This is a genomic window from Sphingomonas sp. M1-B02 (assembly GCF_026167525.1).
In the GTDB taxonomy this organism is placed as follows: domain Bacteria; phylum Pseudomonadota; class Alphaproteobacteria; order Sphingomonadales; family Sphingomonadaceae; genus Sphingomonas.
On the sequence record NZ_CP110679.1, the window covers coordinates 2,531,462 to 2,550,645 of the forward strand.

At 67.8% G+C, this 19,184-nt stretch carries 24 protein-coding genes; 13 read left to right on the forward strand and 11 right to left on the reverse strand.

The window, feature by feature from the left end; translation table 11 throughout:
• Positions 1-6: 6 nt before the first annotated feature.
• From ribD to OKW87_RS12260, 5 genes are read left to right on the forward strand one after another with little or no spacing between them, the layout of a single operon-like run.
• Positions 7-957, forward strand: a complete 951-nt coding sequence (gene ribD, locus OKW87_RS12240; RefSeq protein WP_265544105.1) for a bifunctional diaminohydroxyphosphoribosylaminopyrimidine deaminase/5-amino-6-(5-phosphoribosylamino)uracil reductase RibD — start codon at positions 7-9, stop codon at positions 955-957.
• A complete protein-coding gene (locus tag OKW87_RS12245; RefSeq protein ID WP_265539877.1) occupies positions 957-1,565 on the forward strand; it encodes a riboflavin synthase in 609 nt (202 codons plus the stop codon). The genes ribD and OKW87_RS12245 overlap by 1 nt, the downstream gene beginning before the upstream one ends.
• Positions 1,552-2,700, forward strand: coding sequence for a 3,4-dihydroxy-2-butanone-4-phosphate synthase (gene ribB / locus OKW87_RS12250; RefSeq protein ID WP_265539879.1), 1,149 nt, complete (start codon positions 1,552-1,554; stop codon positions 2,698-2,700). The genes OKW87_RS12245 and ribB overlap by 14 nt, the downstream gene beginning before the upstream one ends.
• Positions 2,700-3,119 (forward strand): 6,7-dimethyl-8-ribityllumazine synthase, encoded by a 420-nt coding sequence (ribH, locus tag OKW87_RS12255; RefSeq protein WP_265539880.1) that lies wholly within the window; start codon positions 2,700-2,702, stop codon positions 3,117-3,119. Before ribB ends, ribH begins: the two co-directional genes overlap by 1 nt.
• A 2-nt stretch (positions 3,120-3,121) precedes the next feature.
• Entirely contained in the window at positions 3,122-3,565 is a 444-nt protein-coding gene (locus OKW87_RS12260; RefSeq protein WP_265539882.1) for a hypothetical protein, read from the forward strand.
• Here the strand turns inward: OKW87_RS12260 and OKW87_RS12265 are convergent.
• Positions 3,535-4,623: an alkene reductase gene (locus tag OKW87_RS12265; protein ID WP_265539884.1), complete on the reverse strand. Its 1,089-nt coding sequence runs from the start codon at positions 4,621-4,623 to the stop codon at positions 3,535-3,537. The genes OKW87_RS12260 and OKW87_RS12265 overlap by 31 nt on opposite strands.
• Positions 4,624-4,678: 55 nt before the next feature.
• Here OKW87_RS12265 and OKW87_RS12270 point away from each other — a divergent pair, with 55 nt between their 5' ends.
• The 4 genes from OKW87_RS12270 to feoB are packed head-to-tail and all read left to right on the forward strand — an operon-like array spanning position 4,679 to position 8,444.
• Positions 4,679-5,611 carry a DMT family transporter gene (locus OKW87_RS12270; RefSeq protein ID WP_265539886.1) on the forward strand — a complete coding sequence of 311 codons (933 nt, stop codon included), beginning with the start codon at positions 4,679-4,681 and terminating at the stop codon, positions 5,609-5,611.
• On the forward strand, positions 5,611-6,267 hold the full coding sequence (locus OKW87_RS12275) for a COQ9 family protein (protein WP_265539888.1): 657 nt from the start codon (positions 5,611-5,613) through the stop codon (positions 6,265-6,267). Before OKW87_RS12270 ends, OKW87_RS12275 begins: the two co-directional genes overlap by 1 nt.
• Positions 6,268-6,318: 51 nt before the next feature.
• Positions 6,319-6,591: a FeoA family protein gene (locus OKW87_RS12280; RefSeq protein ID WP_265539890.1), complete on the forward strand. Its 273-nt coding sequence runs from the start codon at positions 6,319-6,321 to the stop codon at positions 6,589-6,591.
• Positions 6,588-8,444, forward strand: a complete 1,857-nt coding sequence (gene feoB / locus OKW87_RS12285) for a ferrous iron transporter B (RefSeq protein WP_265539892.1) — start codon at positions 6,588-6,590, stop codon at positions 8,442-8,444. Before OKW87_RS12280 ends, feoB begins: the two co-directional genes overlap by 4 nt.
• Here the strand turns inward: feoB and OKW87_RS12290 are convergent.
• Positions 8,441-8,614 carry a DUF4169 family protein gene (locus OKW87_RS12290; protein WP_265539894.1) on the reverse strand — a complete coding sequence of 58 codons (174 nt, stop codon included), beginning with the start codon at positions 8,612-8,614 and terminating at the stop codon, positions 8,441-8,443. The genes feoB and OKW87_RS12290 overlap by 4 nt on opposite strands.
• A 54-nt stretch (positions 8,615-8,668) precedes the next feature.
• On the opposite strand from OKW87_RS12290, the gene ssb reads away from it, so the two are divergent.
• Together ssb and OKW87_RS12300 are read left to right on the forward strand one after the other, a co-directional pair.
• Entirely contained in the window at positions 8,669-9,217 is a 549-nt protein-coding gene (ssb, locus tag OKW87_RS12295; RefSeq protein WP_265539896.1) for a single-stranded DNA-binding protein, read from the forward strand.
• The gene (locus OKW87_RS12300; protein ID WP_265539898.1) at positions 9,217-9,663 is read left to right on the forward strand and encodes a hypothetical protein; all 447 of its coding nucleotides are present in this window, start codon (positions 9,217-9,219) and stop codon (positions 9,661-9,663) included. The genes ssb and OKW87_RS12300 overlap by 1 nt, the downstream gene beginning before the upstream one ends.
• On the opposite strand, the gene OKW87_RS12305 is transcribed toward OKW87_RS12300, so the two are convergent.
• From OKW87_RS12305 to OKW87_RS12325, 5 genes are all read right to left on the reverse strand, one after another.
• A complete protein-coding gene (locus tag OKW87_RS12305; RefSeq protein ID WP_265539900.1) occupies positions 9,660-10,520 on the reverse strand; it encodes a pirin family protein in 861 nt (286 codons plus the stop codon). The two genes, OKW87_RS12300 and OKW87_RS12305, sit on opposite strands and share 4 nt — an antisense overlap.
• A complete protein-coding gene (metW, locus tag OKW87_RS12310) occupies positions 10,517-11,110 on the reverse strand; it encodes a methionine biosynthesis protein MetW (RefSeq protein ID WP_265539902.1) in 594 nt (197 codons plus the stop codon). Before metW ends, OKW87_RS12305 begins: the two co-directional genes overlap by 4 nt.
• The gene (locus tag OKW87_RS12315; protein WP_265539904.1) at positions 11,107-11,523 is read right to left on the reverse strand and encodes a GNAT family N-acetyltransferase; all 417 of its coding nucleotides are present in this window, start codon (positions 11,521-11,523) and stop codon (positions 11,107-11,109) included. The genes metW and OKW87_RS12315 overlap by 4 nt, the downstream gene beginning before the upstream one ends.
• Positions 11,520-12,638 carry a homoserine O-acetyltransferase MetX gene (gene metX / locus OKW87_RS12320; protein ID WP_265539905.1) on the reverse strand — a complete coding sequence of 373 codons (1,119 nt, stop codon included), beginning with the start codon at positions 12,636-12,638 and terminating at the stop codon, positions 11,520-11,522. Before metX ends, OKW87_RS12315 begins: the two co-directional genes overlap by 4 nt.
• Before the next feature lie 73 nt (positions 12,639-12,711).
• Entirely contained in the window at positions 12,712-14,280 is a 1,569-nt protein-coding gene (locus OKW87_RS12325; RefSeq protein ID WP_265539907.1) for a flavin monoamine oxidase family protein, read from the reverse strand.
• 76 nt (positions 14,281-14,356) lie between these two features.
• Between OKW87_RS12325 and hisC the strand changes: the two genes are divergently transcribed.
• On the forward strand, positions 14,357-15,451 hold the full coding sequence (hisC, locus tag OKW87_RS12330) for a histidinol-phosphate transaminase (RefSeq protein WP_265539909.1): 1,095 nt from the start codon (positions 14,357-14,359) through the stop codon (positions 15,449-15,451).
• 4 nt (positions 15,452-15,455) lie between these two features.
• Complete coding sequence (locus OKW87_RS12335; RefSeq protein ID WP_265539911.1) at positions 15,456-16,364, forward strand: prephenate/arogenate dehydrogenase family protein; 909 nt, start codon at positions 15,456-15,458, stop codon at positions 16,362-16,364.
• Here OKW87_RS12335 and OKW87_RS12340 read toward each other — a convergent pair whose 3' ends face one another.
• The 4 genes from OKW87_RS12340 to ftsE are packed head-to-tail and all read right to left on the reverse strand — an operon-like array spanning position 16,365 to position 19,157.
• Positions 16,365-17,045 carry a lysophospholipid acyltransferase family protein gene (locus OKW87_RS12340; RefSeq protein ID WP_265539913.1) on the reverse strand — a complete coding sequence of 227 codons (681 nt, stop codon included), beginning with the start codon at positions 17,043-17,045 and terminating at the stop codon, positions 16,365-16,367.
• On the reverse strand, positions 17,045-17,578 hold the full coding sequence (locus tag OKW87_RS12345) for a YdcF family protein (protein WP_265539915.1): 534 nt from the start codon (positions 17,576-17,578) through the stop codon (positions 17,045-17,047). Before OKW87_RS12345 ends, OKW87_RS12340 begins: the two co-directional genes overlap by 1 nt.
• Positions 17,575-18,459, reverse strand: a complete 885-nt coding sequence (locus OKW87_RS12350) for a cell division protein FtsX (protein WP_265539917.1) — start codon at positions 18,457-18,459, stop codon at positions 17,575-17,577. The genes OKW87_RS12345 and OKW87_RS12350 overlap by 4 nt, the downstream gene beginning before the upstream one ends.
• Positions 18,456-19,157, reverse strand: a complete 702-nt coding sequence (gene ftsE, locus OKW87_RS12355; RefSeq protein WP_265539918.1) for a cell division ATP-binding protein FtsE — start codon at positions 19,155-19,157, stop codon at positions 18,456-18,458. The genes OKW87_RS12350 and ftsE overlap by 4 nt, the downstream gene beginning before the upstream one ends.
• Positions 19,158-19,184: the final 27 nt, after the last annotated feature.

The window sequence follows — 19,184 nt, forward strand, 5'->3', positions numbered from 1 at the left end:
CGCTGGATGGCGGCGGCGCTGGCCTTGTCCGAGCGTGGCCGGGGGCGGACCGCGCCCAATCCCAATGTCGGCTGCGTGATCGTGCAGGACGACCGAGTCGTCGGCCGCGGCTGGACCCAGCCCGGCGGTCGCCCGCACGCCGAGGCGATGGCGCTCGCCCAGGCCGGCGCAAAGTCGCGCGGCGCAACTTGCTACGTCACGCTCGAACCCTGCGCGCATGTCTCCGAACGCGGACCCGCCTGTGCGGATCTGCTGATCGAAGCCGGCGTCGCGGGCGTCGTCATAGCGCTCGGCGATCCCGATCCCCGCACCAATGGGCAAGGCATCACCCGCCTCCGCGCTGCCGGCATCGAGGTCGCGGAAGGCGTCGGCGAGGCCTCCGCGCGCGAGGCGATGGCGGGCTTTCTTACCCGCCGTGCAAAGGGCCGCCCCTTCGTCACGCTCAAGCTCGCCACCTCGCTCGACGGCCGCATCGCGCTGGAGTCGGGGGAAAGCCGCTGGATCACCGGCCCCCAGGCCCGCGCCCACGCCCATCTCGAACGCGCGCGACACGACGCAATATTGGTGGGCCGAGGCACGCGCGCGATGGATACACCCAGCCTCGACGTGCGCCTTCCCGGGTTGGAAGACCGCACTCCACGCCGCTTCCTCCTCACCGGTCAGCCCGGCGCAGGGGATGACGCGTGGGGAATCGTGAATGCACCTTCCAGCATCGCCGACCTCGAGGGGGTCGACCATCTACTCGTCGAAGGCGGCGCTGAAACCGCCGCGAGCTTCCTCCGCGAAGGCCTGGTCGACCGCCTGCTCCTCTACCGCGCGCCGATCCTGATCGGTGCCGGCAAGCCCGCGCTCGGCGACATCGGCTTGTCTGATCTCGCCACCGCCCACAATCGCTGGCGCCTCGCCGACACGCGCATGCTTGGCAGCGACCGTCTCGAAGTCTACGCGAGCCAATAATGTTCACCGGAATCGTCACCGACATCGGCACCATCGCCGCCGCCGACCCGCAGGGCGACCTGCGCGTCCGGGTGTCGACCAGCTATGACGTGGATACCGTCGATCTCGGTGCCTCGATCTCTTGCTCGGGCGTCTGCCTGACGGTGGTCGACAAGGCGCCCGGCTGGGTCGCCTTCGATGTCTCGGGCGAAACCGTCTCGCGCACCGCGCGCGATCAATGGACACCGGGAAGGCGCCTCAATCTCGAACGTGCGTTGCGGCTGGGCGACGAACTTGGCGGCCATATCGTCACCGGCCATGTCGACGGCATCGGTACGGTCCGTGAGGTACGCGAGGAAGGCGGGTCGCACCGCGTGACGATCGCCGCCAGCCACGAGATCGCGCCTTATGTCGCGCCGAAGGGTTCGATCACCGTCGACGGCGTCTCGCTCACCGTCAATGCGGTGCACGACGTTGCCGACGGCGTCCTCTTCGAACTCAACATCATCCCCCACACCGCCGCCGTCACCACCTTCGACGGCATCGAAGCAGGCCGCCAGGTCAATCTCGAGATCGACGTGCTCGCCCGCTATCTGCAGCGCATGGAGGCGCTTCGTGCCAAGTCCTGAACGCGCCAACGAACTCGCCCGCCTCAAGCACGGCTTTCTCTCCTCGCCCGAGGAACTGATCGACGAGGCGCGCAACGGGCGCATGTTCATCCTCGTCGACGATGAGGATCGCGAGAATGAGGGCGATCTCGTGATCCCGGCGCAGATGGCGACTCCCGATGCGATCAACTTCATGGCGCGCTACGGCCGCGGGCTGATCTGCCTCGCGCTCACCAAGGATCGAGTCGAGCAGCTCGGGCTCGACCTGATGTCGCGCAACAACGGCACGCGGCACGAGACCGCCTTCACCGTCTCCATCGAGGCGCGCGAAGGCGTCACCACCGGCATTTCCGCGGCCGATCGCGCGCGCACCGTCTCGGTCGCGATCGACGCGTCGAAGGGGCGCGATGCGCTGGTGAGCCCCGGACATGTCTTCCCGCTGGTCGCGCGCGACGGCGGCGTGCTCGTCCGTACCGGCCACACCGAGGCGGCGGTCGACGTCGCCCGCCTCGCCGGGCTCAACCCCTCCGGCGTGATCTGCGAGATCATGAAGGATGACGGGACGATGGCCCGGCTCGACGATCTCGTCTCCTTCGCGCAGTTCCACAATCTCAAGATCGGCACGATCCGCGATCTGATCGCCTATCGCCGCCGCCACGATCATCTGGTCGAGAAGCGCGCCGAGGCCCGCTTCACCAGCGCCTGGGGCGGCGAATGGACCGCGCTGACTTTCTGGAACAAGGCGACCGAGAGCGAGCAGGTCGCTTTGGTCAAGGGCAAGGTCGACCCGACCAAGCCCACCCTCGTCCGCATGCACGCATTGTCTCCCTTCGGCGACATCTTCGGCGAGGACGGCGCGCGCGGCGGGCTGCTGCGCCGCTCGATGGAGATCATCGGCGCCGAGGGGGCGGGCGTCGTCGTGGTGATCAACAAGTCGCGCGCCGATCCGTTCAGCGTTGCGCTCCAGGCCAAGGCCGGCACGCTCGAGCCCAAGGATATGGACGAGCTGCGCGACTATGGCGTCGGCGCGACGATCCTGACCGAGCTTGGCGTCCGCGACATGATCCTGCTCACCAATACCCACCACACGCTGGTCGGCCTCGACGGCTACGGCCTGTCGATCGTCGGCGAGCGCCCGATCGACGGAGTCGCCTGATGGCCAAGATCCTCATCGTCGAGGCGCGCTTCTACGCGCATCTCAACGACCTTTTGCTCAAGGGCGCGACCGCCGCGATCGAGCAGGCCGGCCATAGCTTTGAGGTCGTAACCGTCCCCGGCGCGTTGGAAATCCCCGGCGCAGTCGCGCTGGCGGTCGAGAGCGGCAAATATGATGCCTTCGTCGCCTTGGGCGTGGTCATCCGTGGCGAGACCTATCATTTCGAGATTGTCGCGGGCGAGAGCGCGCGCGGGCTGATGGCGCTCTCGATGGACGGCGTCGCGATCGGCAACGGCATCCTTACCGTCGAAAACGAGGCCCAGGCGCTCGCGCGCGCCCGGCCCGAGGAAAAGAATAAGGGCGGCGAGGCGGCGCAAGCGGCGCTGGCGATGCTCGCGCTCCAGGCCCGCTTCGCATGACGATGCGGCTGCCCCCCACCCGCTACAAGGTGGTGGAGCGCGGCCGCCGCCTCGAAGTCATCGACACCTGGACCGGCGGCCCCGCCTCGCCGCGGCTCGTCGATCACGAACGGCCGGCGGAGCGCGGCACGCTGGCGGCGCCGCTCCACGCGCCCAAGCTCGACTCTCGCGGCCGGCGGGTTTTTACGTCGGCCGGCTGGTATGATGCCAAGGGCCCGCGCGAGATCGTGTTGAGCGAGGCAGGCGAGCGACGGGTGGCCGGGCTCAAGATCGGCGCGATCGTCCTGCTCGTCCTGATCGCGATCGTCGCCTTCATCTTCTGGCCGCTGCTGTTGCTGCTGCCCTTCCTGCTGTTGCGCGCCGATACGAGGAAGGCATTGCGCACGCAGGGCGCCGCCTTCCTCGACGGGATCAATCAGCCGCTGACCGGCTCCAGTAGCGGATAATCGGTATAGCCCTCGCTGCCCTGGCTGTAGAGGGTGGTGACATCGAGCGCATTGAGCGGCGCATCGGTGCGCAGCCGCTCGACCAGGTCCGGATTGGCGATGAACGGCCGGCCGAAGGCGATGCCATCGGCGTTGCCCGATTCCAGCTCGGCCTCGGCACGCGCCAGGTCATAATCCTGGTTGAGGATCAGCGGCCCCTTGAACACCTTGCGGATCGCCGGCGAGATGCGCGGCTGGTCCGATCGGCCGAACGTGCCCTCGGGCCCCTGCTCGCGCAGCTCGAGGAAGGCGATGCCCTGGTCGGAGAGATACTGCGCCGCCGGCACGAATACCGCCTCGGGATTGCTGTCCTGCACGCCCTGCGCATCGCCATTGGGCGAGAAGCGCACCGCGACTCGATCGGCGCCCAGCTCGGTGATCAGCCGCTCGGTCGCCTCGCGCAGCAGGCGGCCGCGATTCTCCGGGCTGCCGCCATATGCGTCTTCGCGGAAGTTCGAATTCTCGCGCAGGAACTGGTCGATCAGATAGCCATTGGCGGCATGCAGCTGCACGCCGTCGAAGCCGGCCGCCTTCGCATTACGGGCGGCGCGCGAATAATCGTCGAGCACGCGGGCAATGTCGTCGGTCGTCGCGGAGCGCGCCTCGCGATAATCCTGCTTGCCGGCATAGGTGTGCGCCGAGCCCGGGGCGGTGGTGGCGGATGCCGAAAGCGGCGGCGCGCCCTCCAGGAAATCGGGATGGACGATCCGGCCCATATGCCAAAGCTGGGCGAAGATTCGCCCGCCCGCGGCATGGAATTTCTCGAGCACCGGCTTCCAGCCCTCGACCTGCTCGTCGGTCCACAGCCCCGGCGCAAACGGCCAGCCCAGCCCTTCGCGGCTGATCCCGGTCGCCTCGGAGATGATCAGCCCGGCGCCGGCACGCTGCGCATAATAATCGCCCATGATCGCCGTCGGCACATGCTCGCGCGTTGCGCGCGCGCGGGTCAACGGCGCCATCAAGATGCGGTTCGGGGCGTTGATCGCGCCCAGCTGGATCGGATCGAACAGGGTCGGCATGCAGGCATTTCCTCAGAGATTGTGGCGTCCGCGAGATAGGGCGCTACAGGGCGACATGCACGAATCCGCCGCCACAAGAAAAACTGTCCTCCTGCAAAGGGCCCCCGTCGCGGCGCTGGTCGCGGTAGCGGTGGCGAACATCGCGCTGGCGTTCGGGCCGCTGTTCGTACGGCTGACCGACGTCGGACCTGTGGCGGCGGGCTTTTGGCGGCTGGCGCTCGCCACGCCGATATTGCTCGGCGCAGCGTTCGTGATGGGGCAGAAGCCGATCGCATCGGCCAAGGGGCTGTGGTGGATTCTCGCCATCGCCGGGCTCGCCTTCGCCGCCGATCTGGCTAGCTGGCATGTCGGCATCGTCCGCACCACCCTCGCCAATTCGACCCTCTTCGGTAATTCGGCGACGTTGATTTATCCGATCTACGGCTTCCTCGCCGCGCGGATGTGGCCCTCGCGCCCGCAGGCGGCGGCGCTTTTGCTCGCGGCTGTGGGAGGAGGGCTGCTGCTCGGGCGCTCGGCCGAACTCTCGTCGCGCCATCTGGCCGGCGATCTCTTCTGCCTGCTCGCCGGCATTCTCTATGCGGTCTATTTCATCTTCATGGCGCGCGCCCGCGAACGGATGGCGCCGGTGCCGGCGCTGGCTTTGTCCTCGCTCGCGACGATCCCGCCCTTGCTGATCCTGGCGATCGTGCTGGGCGAAGACATTCTTCCCGGAAACTGGTGGCCGCTGGTCGGGCTCGCGGTGGTCAGCCAGCTGATCGGGCAGGGGCTGATGATCTATGCGCTCGGCCATCTCTCGCCGTTGGTCGTCGGGCTTGCGCTGCTGCTCCAGCCGATCGTCGCCGCCACGATCGGCTGGATCGTCTATGACGAGCGGCTGGGGTTCGCCGATCTGCTCGGCGCCGCGCTGATCGCCGCCGCGCTGGTGCTGGTGCGGCGCGGCCCGAAGGAGGTGCTTGCGCCTGCCCCGCAGGAGCCTAAATCAGGATGATGGACCTCGCCGACGCAACCCTCGACGAACTGCGTGCAGCCCTTGCGCCGATCGTCGCCGCCAACGCCGCGTTCGACGGCTGGAACGTCCGCGCACTCGATGCCGCGGCCGACAGCCTCGGCGTCGATCGCGACGTCGCCCATGTGACCTTCCCCGGCGGCGCGGTCGAGATGATCGACGCCTGGTTCGCCTCGGTCGATGCGGAGATGGCGACGCGGTTACCCCCCGAGATGCTCGCGGCGATGAAGATCCGCGCCCGCATAACGGCTCTGGTCGAGGCGCGGCTCGATATCCTCGCGCCGCACCGCGATGCCCTGCGCCGCGCCGTCTCGATCCTCGCCATGCCGCAGAACGCCTTGCGCGCCGCCAGGCTCGGCTGGCGCTCGGCCGATGCGATGTGGCGCCTCGCCGGCGACACCGCGACCGACTATAACCACTATACCAAGCGCGGCCTGCTCGGCACCGTCTATGCCGCGACGATCGCGGTCTTCCTCCAGGACGAGAGCGACGCCCATGCCGACACCCGCGCCTTTCTCGCGCGGCGGATCGAGAACATCATGCAGTTCGAGAAAGCCAAGGCCGGCTTCCTTTCGCGTACCGAACATCGCCCCAGCCTCTCGCGCTTCATCGGCCGGCTACGCTACCCTGTGGTCTGATCCGAACTAAGCGCTGGCGAAGCCGCGCCGTTATTGATAATCAGTCGCATCATGAACGCCACCGCTGCGATTCCCACCTCGATCACGCTCGCCCAGCTCCCTCGCGCCAAATGCGGCACCGTTGCCGCGGTCGATTGGCATCTGCTGTCCGAGCCGGAGGGCCGCCGTCTGCGCGAGCTCGGGCTCGACGAAGGCGTTGAAGTCGAACTGCTCCACGGCGCCGGCTTCTTCGGTCGCGGCCCGGTCGCCGCGCGCATCGGCCGGATGACGGTGGCGCTGCGCCGCCACGTCGCGCACGCGATCCACGTCAGCCCGCAACAATGATGCAAGCTCCGCTGGTGGCGTTGGTCGGCAATCCCAATGCCGGCAAGAGCGCCCTGTTCAATGCGCTCACCGGCGCCCGGCAAAAGGTCGGCAATTATCCCGGCGTCACCGTCGAGCGCCACGCCGGCCGCATGGCGCTGCCCGATGGGCGCCCGGTCGAATTGCTCGATCTCCCCGGTGCCTACAGCCTCGATCCCTCGTCGCCCGACGAGCGGGTGACGCGCGACGTGCTGGTCGGACGCCAGACCGGCGAGCGGCTGCCCGATGCGATCCTGACCGTCGTCGACGCCTCGAACCTCGACAATCATCTGCGCTTCACGCTCCAGCTGATCGCGCTGGGTCTGCCGATCGTCGTCGCGCTCAATATGGTCGATCTTGCCGAGCGCGACGGGCTCAAGCTCGACCCGGAAGCGCTCGAGCGCGAGCTGGGCGTTCCCGTTGTCCCCACCGTGGCCGTCCGCCGCAAGGGGCTCGACGAACTCCGCACCCGGCTGGCCGAAGTCGTCCGCCAGGTGCACGAAATCCGCCCTAGCGCCGGCGTCGAGCATGACATCGTCCTGCTCCAGCGCCGCGCCCGCCAGATCGCCACCGCGGTCACCGTCTCGGAAACCGCCGCGCGCCGCTGGACGCACCGGGTCGATGCCGTCGCGCTGCATCCCGTCTTCGGCACGATCACGCTGCTCGCCTTGATGTTCCTGATGTTCCAGGCGGTGTTCGCCTGGTCGGAAGCGCCGATCGGCTGGGTCGAGGGCGGCATGGCCGGGCTCGCCGACGCCGCGAACGCGTCGCTGCCCGAGGGTTTCCTGCGCTCGCTGGTCGTCGACGGCGTCATCGCCGGGGTGGGGGCGGTGGTCGTCTTCCTGCCGCAGATCCTGATCCTGTTCGCCTTCATCCTCGTGCTCGAGGCGAGCGGCTACATGGTCCGCGCTGCCTTCCTGATGGATCGGGTGATGGCCGGCGTGGGCCTGTCGGGCCGCGCCTTCATACCCCTGCTCTCCAGCTTCGCCTGCGCCGTCCCCGGCATCATGGCGACCCGGACGATCTCGGACGAGAAGGAGCGGCTGACCACGATCCTGATCGCGCCGCTCACCACCTGCTCGGCGCGGCTGCCGGTCTATACGATCATCATCGGCGCGATGATCCCCGATCGCAGCGTGCTGCCCGGGGTCGGGCTGCAGGGGCTGGTGCTCTTCTCGCTCTACATCTTCGGCATCGTCGGCGCCTTCGCCGCGGCTTATTTCCTGCGCCGCACCGTCACCAAGGGCGCGACGAGCGGCTTCATGATGGAGATGCCCAAATATCAGCTGCCGCGCCTGCGGGATATCGGCATCGGCCTGTGGCAGCGCGCCTCGATCTTCCTCAAGCGCGCCGGCAGCATCATCCTGGTGACGACGGTCATCCTCTGGGCGCTGCTGACCTTCCCCAGGGTGCCGGAGGGCAGCCCGATCAGCCAGGTCGATTATTCGATCGCCGGCCGCATCGGCAACGGCCTCCAGGTCGTCGTCGCGCCGATCGGCTTCAACCGCGACATCGCGCTCGCGCTGATCCCGGCAATGGCGGCGCGCGAAGTCGCAGTCGCGGCGATCGGCACCGTCTATGCCGTCGACGACAGCGAGGGCGAATCGGGCCAGGCGACGATCCGCGAGAAGCTCCAGGCCAATTGGAGCCTCCCCACCGCGCTGGCCTTCCTGATGTGGTTCGTCTTCGCACCGCAGTGCATCTCGACGATCGCGGTCACCCGGCGCGAGACCAACGGCTGGAGATGGCCGGCCTTCATGGTCGGATATCTGTTCGTGCTCGCTTATGTCGCGGCGGGGCTGACCTATTGGAGCGCGGTCGCGCTCGGGCTCTAGTCGCGCTTCGAATCGTCCAGCAGCCGGGCCACTTTCGCAGTCTCGACGGCATCCGCCTGCCGCTCCGCTTTGGTCCGCCCGAAACGAATGCGGTTTTCGTCGGCTTTGGCCGACTTATCCACGCGTGCCTTCGCCTTGCGGGCTTTGTTCAGGTTGATGATCGCGCCCATCGAGAGTACCCTGTTCGTTCACCCTATCCTTATCGATCTCACAGCGGAGTTTCCATGGCCGGCAGCGTCAACAAGGTCATTCTGGTCGGCAATCTGGGCAAGGACCCCGAATCGCGCAGCTTCCAGAATGGCGGCAAGGTGGTCGAGCTCCGCATCGCCACGTCCGAAAGCTGGAAGGACCGCAATTCGGGCGAGCGCAAGGAAAAGACCGAGTGGCACACGGTCAAGGTCTTCAACGAAGGCCTGGCCAACGTCGCCGAGAAATATCTGCGCAAGGGCAGCAAGGTCTATATCGAAGGCGCGCTCACCACGCGGAAGTGGCAGGACCAGACCGGCGCCGATCGCTATTCGACCGAGGTCGTGCTCCAGGGCTTCAATTCGGTGCTGACCATGCTCGATGGCGCACCCGGCTCGGGCGGCGGCGCAGGCCGTAGCGCACCCGCCGGCGGCGACGATTGGGGCGGCGGCGGCGATGACTTCTCCGGCCAGTCCTCGAGCCGAGGCGGCAGCGGTGGCGGGGGCAACTTCAACGGCGGCGGCCAGCGCGGCGGCAGCAGCGGCGGCGGCTTCCCCGACGATCTCGACGACGACGTTCCCTTCTGATGCGTGGCCTCCTCGCCGCAGCCTTGCTTCTCGCCGGCTGCGGCGGCGGCGAGGGCGAATCGGAGAACGTTACCGATCCGACTGCGCTCAACGTCATCGACGCCGCGGCGAACGGCAAGCCGGCGGTGGTCACCGCGGCGGCCGATTGCAGCAACAAGCCCGATTTCGTGCCCATCTATGACGATGCCCGGATCACCACCTGCATCTCGGGCGAGGATGGCCTGCCGCGCCATGTCAGCGGCAACATCGTCTATGTGACCGCGGCCGATCCCGCCAAAGTATTGGGCTGGTCGCGCGCGCAGGCCAATGCCTCGGGCCTCGGCCAGGTCCAGCTAACCCCCAGCAAATATGAAGCCGGCGAGAAATCGAAGCGCAGCATCCTCGTGGTGGTCGAGCCCGAGGGCACCGGCAGCAGGGTGAGCATCAACTGGGGCCGCGAAACCTAGGCCTCGACGATCTCCGCCACGCCGAACTTGCCCGCCTGATAATCGGCGAACGCCGCACGGATTTCCTCGGCGCTGTTCATCACGAACGGCCCGTGGGCAACGATCGGCTCGTCGATCGGCGCGGCATGGCCGAACAGGAAGAGCGCGGCTTCCGAAGCCGTCACCGTAACCGAATCACCCGCGCCCAGCGAAGCCAGGTTGAACTGCGGCACCGATACGCCCCCGACGGCGATCGCCCCGCGCGCCGCGTAGAGAAACAGGTCCCGCCCCGCCAACCCGTCGAACCTGACCGAAGCACCGGGCTCCAGCTCCACCCAGCTCAGGAACACCCCCGTCAGCGACTCCACGGCGCCGCGCGCCTCGCCAAACTCGCCCGAGACCAGATGCACCGTCGCGCCGGCGGCCCGCACCGCCGGAATCCCCTCGGCCTGCACCCCCACATAACGCGGCGCCGTCATCTTCAGCCGCGCCGGCAGATTCACCCACAGCTGGAGAATCTCCATTCCCCCGCCCGCGCGCTTGAACCCCTCGGGCGAAACCTCGGCATGGACGATCCCGCGCCCCGCCGTCATCCACTGCACCCCGCCGGCGCGGATCACGCTCTCATGCCCCGCCGAATCGGTATGCGCCAATTCGCCGTCGAGGATGAAGGTCACCGTCTCGAACCCGCGGTGCGGGTGCGGCCCGAACGGCAGCCCGCGATTGTTCGGTGGATAGGTCTGCGGACCGTGATGGTTGAGAAACAGGAACGCGCCGACATTTTCGAGCCCCGGTCCGGGCACCGGCCGCCGCGTCACCAGATCGCCGATATCGTCGCGATAGGCGGGGTGGAGGCACGTCACGCGGCAGTCGGTCATGCGTCTTTCCTCAGCAGGAACACGGCATGCTCGGCAAACAGGTTCGCCATCGCCGATCCGGTCCGTTGGTCGCCCGACAGGAACCAGCAATCCTCGACGATGATCCCCCGCTCGGCGACGAAGGCGCGGAAATCGTCGACGGTCACATGGTGGATGTTCGGCGTCGCATACCATTCCACCGCCAGCACCCGGGTCACCGGCATCCGCCCGCCCCACAGCAACGAAGCCCGCACCCGCCAATGCGCGAAATTGGGGAAGGAGACGAACGCCCGCCGCCCGATCCGCAGCAATTGGTCGAGCACCCAATCGGGCCGCCGCGTCGTCTGCAGCGTCTGGCTCAGGATTGCATAGTCGAAGCTGGCATCGGGATAGTCGGCCAGATCGCTGTCGGCGTCGCCCTGCACCACCGACAGGCCCTTCGCCATCGCCGCCGAGACATTGGCCGGATCGATCTCCAGCCCCCGCGCGTCGCATCCTCGCTGGTCGCGCAGCGCCGCCATCAGCGCGCCGTCTCCGCAGCCGACATCGAGCACCCGCGTCACCGGCTGGACGTTTGCGGCGATGATCGCGAGATCGGGACGGAGACTCATGAATAGACCCCCGGATTGTCGCGCAGCATCAGCCGCTCCGGATGCGCGCTCTGCTCCCAACCGAGCTTCGAATAAAGCGGCTGCATGTCGCGCGTGAACAGGATCCAGCGGCGCAGCCCCTGCAGATCGGGGTGGGCGTACAGCGCCTCGAGCATCGCCTTCGCGAGTCCCTGCCCGCGATGCGTCTCGAGCACGAACACGTCGGCGAGATAGGCCATCGTCGCATGATCGCTTACCACCCGCGCCATCCCTACCTGCGCCTCGCCGTCGAACGCGGACACGGTCAGCGATCCCGCCAGCGCCCGCGCTACCGTCTCACGCGGAATCCCCGGCGACCAGTAACTTGCCGTCAGGAAGCCGTGGATCACGTCGATCTGCTGCTCCGCCGGATCGAAGGAGAGGCGAATGCTCAAGCCCCCGCCCCCAGAAACCCGCGCATCACCCGGTCCAGCTCCGGGCTCTCCAGCAAAAACGCGTCATGCCCGAAGGGCGAGCTGAGCTCGACGAAGCTCACCGGCGCCCCCGCCGCGTTCAGCGCATGCACGATCGTCCGCGATTCCCGAGTCGGATACAGCCAGTCGGTGTCGAAGCTCACCAGGCAGAAGCGCGGCCCCCCCGCCTTGAAGGCATTGGCCAGCGTTCCGCCATGCTCTTCGGCCAGGTCGAAATAATCGAGCGCGCGGGTTATGTAGAGATAGGAGTTCGCGTCGAAGCGATCGACGAAGCTTATCCCCTGGTGGCGCAGATAGCTTTCCACCTGGAAGTCCGCGTCGAAGCCGAACGTCTTGACGTCCCGCCCCTGCAGCTTGCGCCCGAACTTGGCAGTGAGGCCGGCCTCGGAAAGATAGGTGATGTGCGCCGCCATCCGCGCTACCGCCAGCCCCGAAGCGGGCGGATCATTGTCGGCGTAATAATCCCCCCCGCGCCAGCGATGATCGGCCATGATCGCCTGTCGTCCCACCTCGTGGAAGGCGATATTCTGCGCCGAATGCCGCGCCGCGCTGGCGATAACCACTGCCGACGCCACCCGCTCTGGGAAGGTCGCCGCCCAGCTCAGCGCCTGCATGCCGCCCATCGATCCGCCGATCACCGCGGCCAGCCGCGCGATCCCCAGATGATCGAGCAGCATCGCCTGCGCGCGCACCATGTCGCGGATCGTGATAACCGGGAACTGCATCCCCCACGGCTTGCCCGTCGCCGGATTGAGGCTCGCCGGCCCCGAAGAGCCGAGGCAACTGCCCAGCACGTTCGCGCATATCACGAAATAGCGGTCGGTATCCACCGGCTTGCCGGGCCCCACCATCCGCGTCCACCAGCCCGCCTTGCCGGTCACCGGATGGTTCGACGCAAGATGCTGGTCGCCGGTCAGCGCATGGCAGACCAGTATCGCATTGCCGCCGTCGGGCGCCAACGTGCCATAGGTCTCGTAGGCAATGTCGACCGGCGAAAGCAAAACCCCGCCATCGAGACGCAGCGGCCCCGGCAGCGTCACCGAGCGGGCAAGGCCAAAGCGCGGGTCGTTCGACATGGCGTGTAGCTAGGGGGTGGGCGGGGGGCTGGCAATGCCTGTCCGCATCCGCCTTGCCGTCATCCGGCGAGCCTCAGGCTACCCTCGCCTGGCCCAACTTTCGCCCCGTAATCGCCTCGGCCGCCATCCGCCCGGTCTGCGCCGCGCCGTTCATATATCCCGGAAACGCATCGGACAGATGCTCCCCCGCGAAGCGAACCCGCCCCGCCCCCGACGCACGATGCGCCGCCGGATCGTCCGATTCGACGCACAGCAGATGCGCGAAGCGAGTCAGCTGACCTGGCTTGAAATTGCTGTACGCCCCCAGGGTCAGCGCATGCGCATGCCAGTTGGTCCGCGCGAACGGCCCCGTCGCCGCTTCCTGCAATCCCGGAATGGCCGGCGAAGCGCTCTCGGCGAAGCGGCCTGCCAGCGCAGACGGCGCCTTCGACCGGGCCGCGCGCACTTCGTCGCCCCCGAGGAACCAGGTCCAAACCGGGTCGATCCGCCCGGCCAGATGGACGCTGCCATCCCAGCCCAAGGCCCATCCGGCGTCGCCGCGCGTCTGCCACAGCTCGCCGCCAACCCCCATCGGCCCCTTCCACGGTATGGCGTCGGTAGCCGATTGGACCTTCTCGTTATGCCCAAGATCCATCTCGGCGATGAAGCCGCGCCAAGCCGCGGGCAGCGGCACCGCGAAATCGATCTGCCGCGTCAGCGGCGCGGGCACCGCGACGATCAGCGTCTCGGCCTCGGCGCTCGATCCGTCGAGAAAGTCGAGCCGCAGCCCTGCGCCCCGCGTCGTCACCCGGCCCAGCCGCCTGCCCGTCGTGATCCGCGCGCCATAGCGCGCGGTCATCGCATCGATCAGCGCGCTGCTGCCGCCCTCCATCACATAGCGTTCGTCCGATCCGCCCAGCACTTCGGCGCGCCGGCCATCTACGGTCGGCAGGTTGAAGATCAATTCGATCGCCGAGGCGTTGGCCGGCTCGACGCCATATTCGGTCCGGCTGGTCGCCTCGAGCAAGTGCCGCACCCATGCGTCGCCGATCATCGCGCGATGCAGGTCGAGATAATCGCGGATCGAGATGCGATCGAGGTCGGGCGCCACCCGCCCGTAATCCTTGTCGAGGCGATCGGCATCGCGGCCGATCTGCGCGGCGATCGGGCGCAGCGCCTCGGCCAGCTCGGAATCGCTCACCAGCCGGCCATCGGCCAGGATCAGCGTCTCGTGCGCCTCGGACTTGCGGTCGATCAGTGGGACGCCAAAGCGCTTCGTCAGTGCCTGCATGTCGTGATGGTCGCTGTTGACCAGCTGCCCGCCGGCCTCGAACGCCGGCCCGGTGGCGGGGCGATGCGTGAACATCCGCCCGCCGCTGCGATTGCGCGCTTCGAACAGATGCGCATCCACCCCCGCCTCGCGCAGATGGTGGAGCGCGCTCAGCCCGGCGATCCCGCCGCCGACGATCACCGCCCGCCCGCCGGCATATCCCTCGGCGTGGCGGGGCAAGGCCGGAGCAAGCCCCGCCGCCGCAAGCGCTTTCAGCACCGCGCGCCGCGTCGCCCCGCGCTGGCCCGCAATTGGCGCAGCCTCGCCCGCGGCCGCCAGGTTCTGCGCGCGCGCGGCGGCCAGCGCCCGCCAGAATATTCCGCTTCCCCGCATCGTCTCCCCCTCAGCGTGCAAGGCTGTAGCGCGCTACCCTTGCCATCCGGTAACCGTTCGGCCAAGCCGCCGCCCCATGAACGCACCCGTCCCCAAGCCCTGGATCATGGAAATCGCGCCCTACGTCCCGGGCCGATCGACCACCGACTCCGGCAAGAAGGCCGCCAAGCTCTCGTCGAACGAAAATCCGCTCGGCACTGCCGAGGCCGCACGCACCGCTTTCGATGCTGCACGGGTCGACCTCGAACGCTATCCCGATGCCGGCGCTACCGCGCTGCGCGAAGCGATCGGCGCCCACTACGGCCTCGATCCAGCGCGCATCATCTACGGCACGGGCTCGGACGAAGTACTCCATCTCGCCGCAGGGGCCTATGCCGGCCCGGGGGACGAAGTGATCTTCGTCCATTACGGCTTCGCGGTGTACGAGATCGCCGCGCGGCGGGTCGGCGCCGTGCCGGTAATCGCCCCCGATCAGGATTATGCGACCGATGTCGACGCGATTCTCGCCTGCGTGACAGAGAAGACGCGCGTCATCTTCATCGCCAATCCCAACAATCCGACCGGCACGTTCACTTCCCGCGCCGAGATCGTGCGCCTCCACGCCGCGCTGCCGAAAAGCGTGTTGCTGGTGCTCGATCAGGCCTATTCCGAATATCTCGACGCCGAGGATGACGATGGCGGGCTCGATCTGGCCCGGACCGAGTCCAACGTCCTCGTCACCCGCACCTTCTCCAAGATCTTCGGCCTCGCCGCCGAACGCATCGGCTGGGGCTATGCGAGCGCGGAGATCATCGGTGCGATGCATCGCATCCGCGCGCCGTTCAACGTAACCATCGCCGGCCAGATGGCCGCGATCGCCGCGCTCGGCGCGACCGATTTCGTCGAGCAGAGCCGCACGCACAACAAGCAGTGGCGGGGCTGGTTCGCCGATCAGATCGCGTCGATGGGAAACAAGGGGCTGCGCGCGGTCGCGTCGAAGGCCAATTTCATCCTCGTCCTGTTCGAGGGCGATGTCAGCGCCGAGACCGCGTATAAGGGGCTGATGGATCGTGGCTATATCGTCCGCTGGCTCCCCGGCCAAGGCCTGCCCCACGGGCTGCGCATCACCATCGGCACCGCCGAGGAAGCGCAGGGCGTCGCGGCGGCCCTGCGCGATATAGTCGGCGGCTAGGGCGATGCTGCCCTTCGCCCGCGTGACGGTGATCGGTCTGGGCCTGATCGGCTCCTCTATCGCCCGTGCGGTCGCCCAGTCGATGCCCAGCGTGCGCGTCACCGGCTATGACCGCGATACTGCAGTGCGCGAGACGGCGGTGCGCATCGGCCTGTGCGACGATGTCGCCGATACCGCCGGCACCGCGGTGATCGACGCCGATCTGGTGATCCTCTGCGTGCCGGTCGGCGCCATGGGCGAGGCGGCGGCGGAGCTTGCCGCCGATCTACCCGCCGATGCGATCGTCAGCGACGTCGGCTCGTGCAAGGTCAGCGTGATCGAGGCGGTCCGCGCCGCGCTTCCCCATGCCACCTTCGTCCCCGCGCATCCGGTTGCCGGCACCGAGAATAGCGGCCCCGAAGCGGGCTTCGCCACGCTCTTCAACCATCGCTGGTGCATCGTAACCCCGCCCGAGGGCAGCGATCCGCTCGCCGTCGAGCGCGTGCTCGAATTCTGGCGTCGATTGGGCGCCGAAGTCGAGACGATGGAGCCCGCGCATCACGATCTCGTCCTCGCGGTCACCAGCCATCTGCCGCATCTGATTGCCTATACGATCGTCGGCACCGCGTCGGACCTCGAGGAAGTCACCGCGTCCGAGGTGATCAAATATTCGGCAGGGGGCTTCCGCGATTTCACCCGCATCGCCGCGTCGGACCCGACGATGTGGCGCGACGTCTTCCTGGCGAACCGCGAGGCCGTGCTCGAGATGCTCCAGCGCTTCACTGAGGATTTGACTACGCTCCAGCGCGCGATCCGCTGGGGCAAGGGCGATGAATTGTTCGATCTGTTCACCCGTACCCGCGCCGTCCGCCGCTCGATCGTCGAACAGGGTCAGGACGATGCACGGCCCGATTTCGGGCGCTCGCACGAATAATCAGTTCAATGCGTTGATCGCCGCATGCACCCGCGCCTCGATCTCCGCGCGCTTGAGCCCCGGCGGGATCGGTTCGCCAAACTGAAGAGTCACGGTTCCAGGGCGCATCGGACCGACCTTGGGCCAAACGCGCGCGGTATCGAGCGCGACGGGCACCACCGGCAGCCCGATCGCCCGGTATAATCCCGCCAGGCCGGAGCGCAGCGGCGGCGCCTCTCCGAGGGCCGAGCGGGTGCCTTCGGGAAAGAGCACGATCGAACGGCCTTCGGCACCCGCCGCCTTGGCCTCGCGCATCATCTGGCGCAGCGCCGCCGCCGCGCCGCTACGGTCAATCACGATTACGCCATAGCGCCGCGCCGCCCACCCCCAGATCGGGATGCGTGCATATTCCTGACGCATCACGACCGCCGGCCCTGCGAGCATCCGGACGAGTTCGAATGTCTCGAAGAAGCTCTGATGCTTGACCGCGTAGAGCGCAGGATTGGCCAGTGGCGCCCCCTCGACCCGTACGCGAATGCCGGCGATCCATCGAGCGCATAGCGCATGATATTGCGTCCACAGCAAAACCCAGCGCCGAAATGCGCGCTGCCCGAACAGCGCCACGACGGGCGCCAGCAGCACAATGGGAACCGACACGCCGTAAAACAGGATCGCGAAGACGATCGTCCGCATGCGATTCATCAACCCGCGCCCGTCCAAAGCGCGATCCGGCGCACCAGATATTTGTGATATTCGCGAAACAGCACGTTCCAGTTCGGCCGGCTGCGCACGCCGTCGCCGATTACGTCGACATCGCCGCCCAGCAGCTGCGCCAGCTCCATCCGCGCGCGCGGCATATGCCAGTCGGTCGTCACCAGCCGCACAGACTTGAAGCCGTGCCGTGTCACCCATTTGGCGGTCTCGTCGGCATTGGAGCGCGTGTCGACGGCCTGCCAGCCGAGATCGATGCAGCAGCGCATTAGCCCGCGATCGATCTTATATTCGGCGGCCAGCTCGCCCGGCCGCACGTCGGGGTCGACCCCGCTGACCAGCATCCGCTTGGCGTCCTTCGCCTGCAGCACTTGCAGCCCGCGGTCGATCCGCCCGGGCCCGCCGGTCAGCACCACGATCGCATCGGTCTTCTGCGCATCCAGCGGCTTGCCGAGCGAAAGCATGAACAGCCCGAAACCCAGCAGCCAGGCAACCAGCGCCAGCAAGACGATCCGCCAGATCATAGCCGCCGCGCCAGTGCGCGCAGCACCGCAAACCGCGCCGCCACGGTCGCCAGCAGCGCGAAGCTGAGCGGCAGCAGCAGCAAGAGGAACCAGTCGCGCTGCTCCAGCGCCACCCCGCTCAGCATCTCGGAGCCCAGCGCCGCCATCCGCGCCTGCAGGAACCAGACGAGCGCCAGCGCCGCGACCGTGCCGATCAGCCCGCCGAGCATCGTGTCGAACGCTATGCGCCGTTGAAACAGGCGCGCAACCTGAACGTCGGTAGAACCCAGCATGTGGAGCACTTCGATCGTGCCACGATGCGTGTCCAGCCCCGATCGTGCGGCCAGCAGCACCACGGCGGCGGTCGCGGTCGCGATCAGCAGCATCAGCCCCAGCGCTAGCCAGCTCATCGTCGTCATGAAGCTGCGCACCGGCGAAAGCCACTGCGCGTGCCGATCGACGCGTGCGCCGGGGGCGATCCGCCGCGCCGCCTGCTCGACCGCCGTGCCGTCCTGACCGCGCAGCTCGACGTCGATCATCGCCGGCATCGGCAGATCGGGATCGAGCCCGGCGTCGCCGAGCCAGGGCTTGAGCATCTCGGCGAGCCGCGCACGGTCGACTTCCCGGGCGTTCGCTACACCGGGTGTCTTCGAAAGCGCGGCGACCAGTGCCGCCGCCTGGGCATCGCGCACTTCCGCATTGGACTCGACGATCTGCACCGTCAGCCGTCCGGCCAGCTCGCGGTCGAGCTGCGCGGTCGCCGCGAACATGCCCAGACCCAGCGCGCCCGCGAGCACGGTCAGGAACAGCATGATCGCCATGATCCAGGTCATCGCGCGCGTCGGCCGCCCTTCGTCGAGCAGCCGCCGGTCGGGCGTATTGGGGTGCAGGGTCAGTTTCATGCCTGGCCCGGCGGGTTGCGCAGCGCGCCGGTGGGGTCGTTGAGGCGGCCCTTCTCCAGCCGCATCATATGCGCATTCGGAATCCGGTTGAGCAGATGGAAGTCGTGGGTCGCGACCACGACGGTCGTTCCCAGTCGGTTGAGCGAGTCGAACAGATGCAGCAGCCGCTCCGCCATGTCGGGATCGACATTGCCGGTGGGCTCGTCGGCGACGAGCAGTTCTGGCCGCCCGATCACCGCCCGGGCGATGGCGATACGCTGCTGCTCGCCGCCCGAAAGGGTCGGCGGCTTGGCCTGGCCCCGGTCGGTCAGCCCCACCCAGGCGAGCATCTCGCGCACCGGCGCCTCGATATCGCCCTCCGATACGCCTGCTACGCGCAAGGGAAGCGCGATATTGTCATGCGCCGAGAGGTGCGGGACGAGCCGGAAATCCTGGAACACCACGCCGATCCTGCGCCGGAAGCCCGGCAGCCGCTGGCGCGGCAGCATCCCTGCATCCTCTCCGAACAGCCGGACGACCCCGCGGCTCGGCCGCTGGTCGAGGTACAGCAATTTGAGCAACGACGTCTTGCCCGCGCCCGAGGGCCCGGTCAGGAAATAGAAGGACCCGCTCTTGAGCGTGAAGCTGACGTCGGAAAGCGTTTCCGCCCCGGTGCCATAGCGCAGGCCGACATTTTCGAATTGGACGATATTGGCCATTCGCCGGCGCGGGCCGCTCCTTGCCTG

Bases quoted from the DNA above. Each gene is read 5' to 3' on its own strand.
- ribD (WP_265544105.1), top strand. From the start codon at position 7: ATGGCGGCGGCGCTGGCCTTGTCCGAGCGTGGCCGGGGGCGGACCGCG.
- OKW87_RS12245 (WP_265539877.1), top strand. From the start codon at position 957: ATGTTCACCGGAATCGTCACCGACATCGGCACCATCGCCGCCGCCGAC.
- ribH (WP_265539880.1), top strand. From the start codon at position 2,700: ATGGCCAAGATCCTCATCGTCGAGGCGCGCTTCTACGCGCATCTCAAC.
- OKW87_RS12260 (WP_265539882.1), top strand. From the start codon at position 3,122: ATGCGGCTGCCCCCCACCCGCTACAAGGTGGTGGAGCGCGGCCGCCGC.
- OKW87_RS12265 (WP_265539884.1), bottom strand. From the start codon at position 4,623: ATGCCGACCCTGTTCGATCCGATCCAGCTGGGCGCGATCAACGCCCCG.
- OKW87_RS12270 (WP_265539886.1), top strand. From the start codon at position 4,679: ATGCACGAATCCGCCGCCACAAGAAAAACTGTCCTCCTGCAAAGGGCC.
- OKW87_RS12275 (WP_265539888.1), top strand. From the start codon at position 5,611: ATGGACCTCGCCGACGCAACCCTCGACGAACTGCGTGCAGCCCTTGCG.
- OKW87_RS12280 (WP_265539890.1), top strand. From the start codon at position 6,319: ATGAACGCCACCGCTGCGATTCCCACCTCGATCACGCTCGCCCAGCTC.
- feoB (WP_265539892.1), top strand. From the start codon at position 6,588: ATGATGCAAGCTCCGCTGGTGGCGTTGGTCGGCAATCCCAATGCCGGC.
- OKW87_RS12290 (WP_265539894.1), bottom strand. From the start codon at position 8,614: ATGGGCGCGATCATCAACCTGAACAAAGCCCGCAAGGCGAAGGCACGC.
- ssb (WP_265539896.1), top strand. From the start codon at position 8,669: ATGGCCGGCAGCGTCAACAAGGTCATTCTGGTCGGCAATCTGGGCAAG.
- OKW87_RS12300 (WP_265539898.1), top strand. From the start codon at position 9,217: ATGCGTGGCCTCCTCGCCGCAGCCTTGCTTCTCGCCGGCTGCGGCGGC.
- OKW87_RS12305 (WP_265539900.1), bottom strand. From the start codon at position 10,520: ATGACCGACTGCCGCGTGACGTGCCTCCACCCCGCCTATCGCGACGAT.
- metW (WP_265539902.1), bottom strand. From the start codon at position 11,110: ATGAGTCTCCGTCCCGATCTCGCGATCATCGCCGCAAACGTCCAGCCG.
- metX (WP_265539905.1), bottom strand. From the start codon at position 12,638: ATGTCGAACGACCCGCGCTTTGGCCTTGCCCGCTCGGTGACGCTGCCG.
- OKW87_RS12325 (WP_265539907.1), bottom strand. From the start codon at position 14,280: ATGCGGGGAAGCGGAATATTCTGGCGGGCGCTGGCCGCCGCGCGCGCG.
- hisC (WP_265539909.1), top strand. From the start codon at position 14,357: ATGAACGCACCCGTCCCCAAGCCCTGGATCATGGAAATCGCGCCCTAC.
- OKW87_RS12335 (WP_265539911.1), top strand. From the start codon at position 15,456: ATGCTGCCCTTCGCCCGCGTGACGGTGATCGGTCTGGGCCTGATCGGC.
- OKW87_RS12340 (WP_265539913.1), bottom strand. From the start codon at position 17,045: ATGAATCGCATGCGGACGATCGTCTTCGCGATCCTGTTTTACGGCGTG.
- OKW87_RS12345 (WP_265539915.1), bottom strand. From the start codon at position 17,578: ATGATCTGGCGGATCGTCTTGCTGGCGCTGGTTGCCTGGCTGCTGGGT.
- OKW87_RS12350 (WP_265539917.1), bottom strand. From the start codon at position 18,459: ATGAAACTGACCCTGCACCCCAATACGCCCGACCGGCGGCTGCTCGAC.
- ftsE (WP_265539918.1), bottom strand. From the start codon at position 19,157: ATGGCCAATATCGTCCAATTCGAAAATGTCGGCCTGCGCTATGGCACC.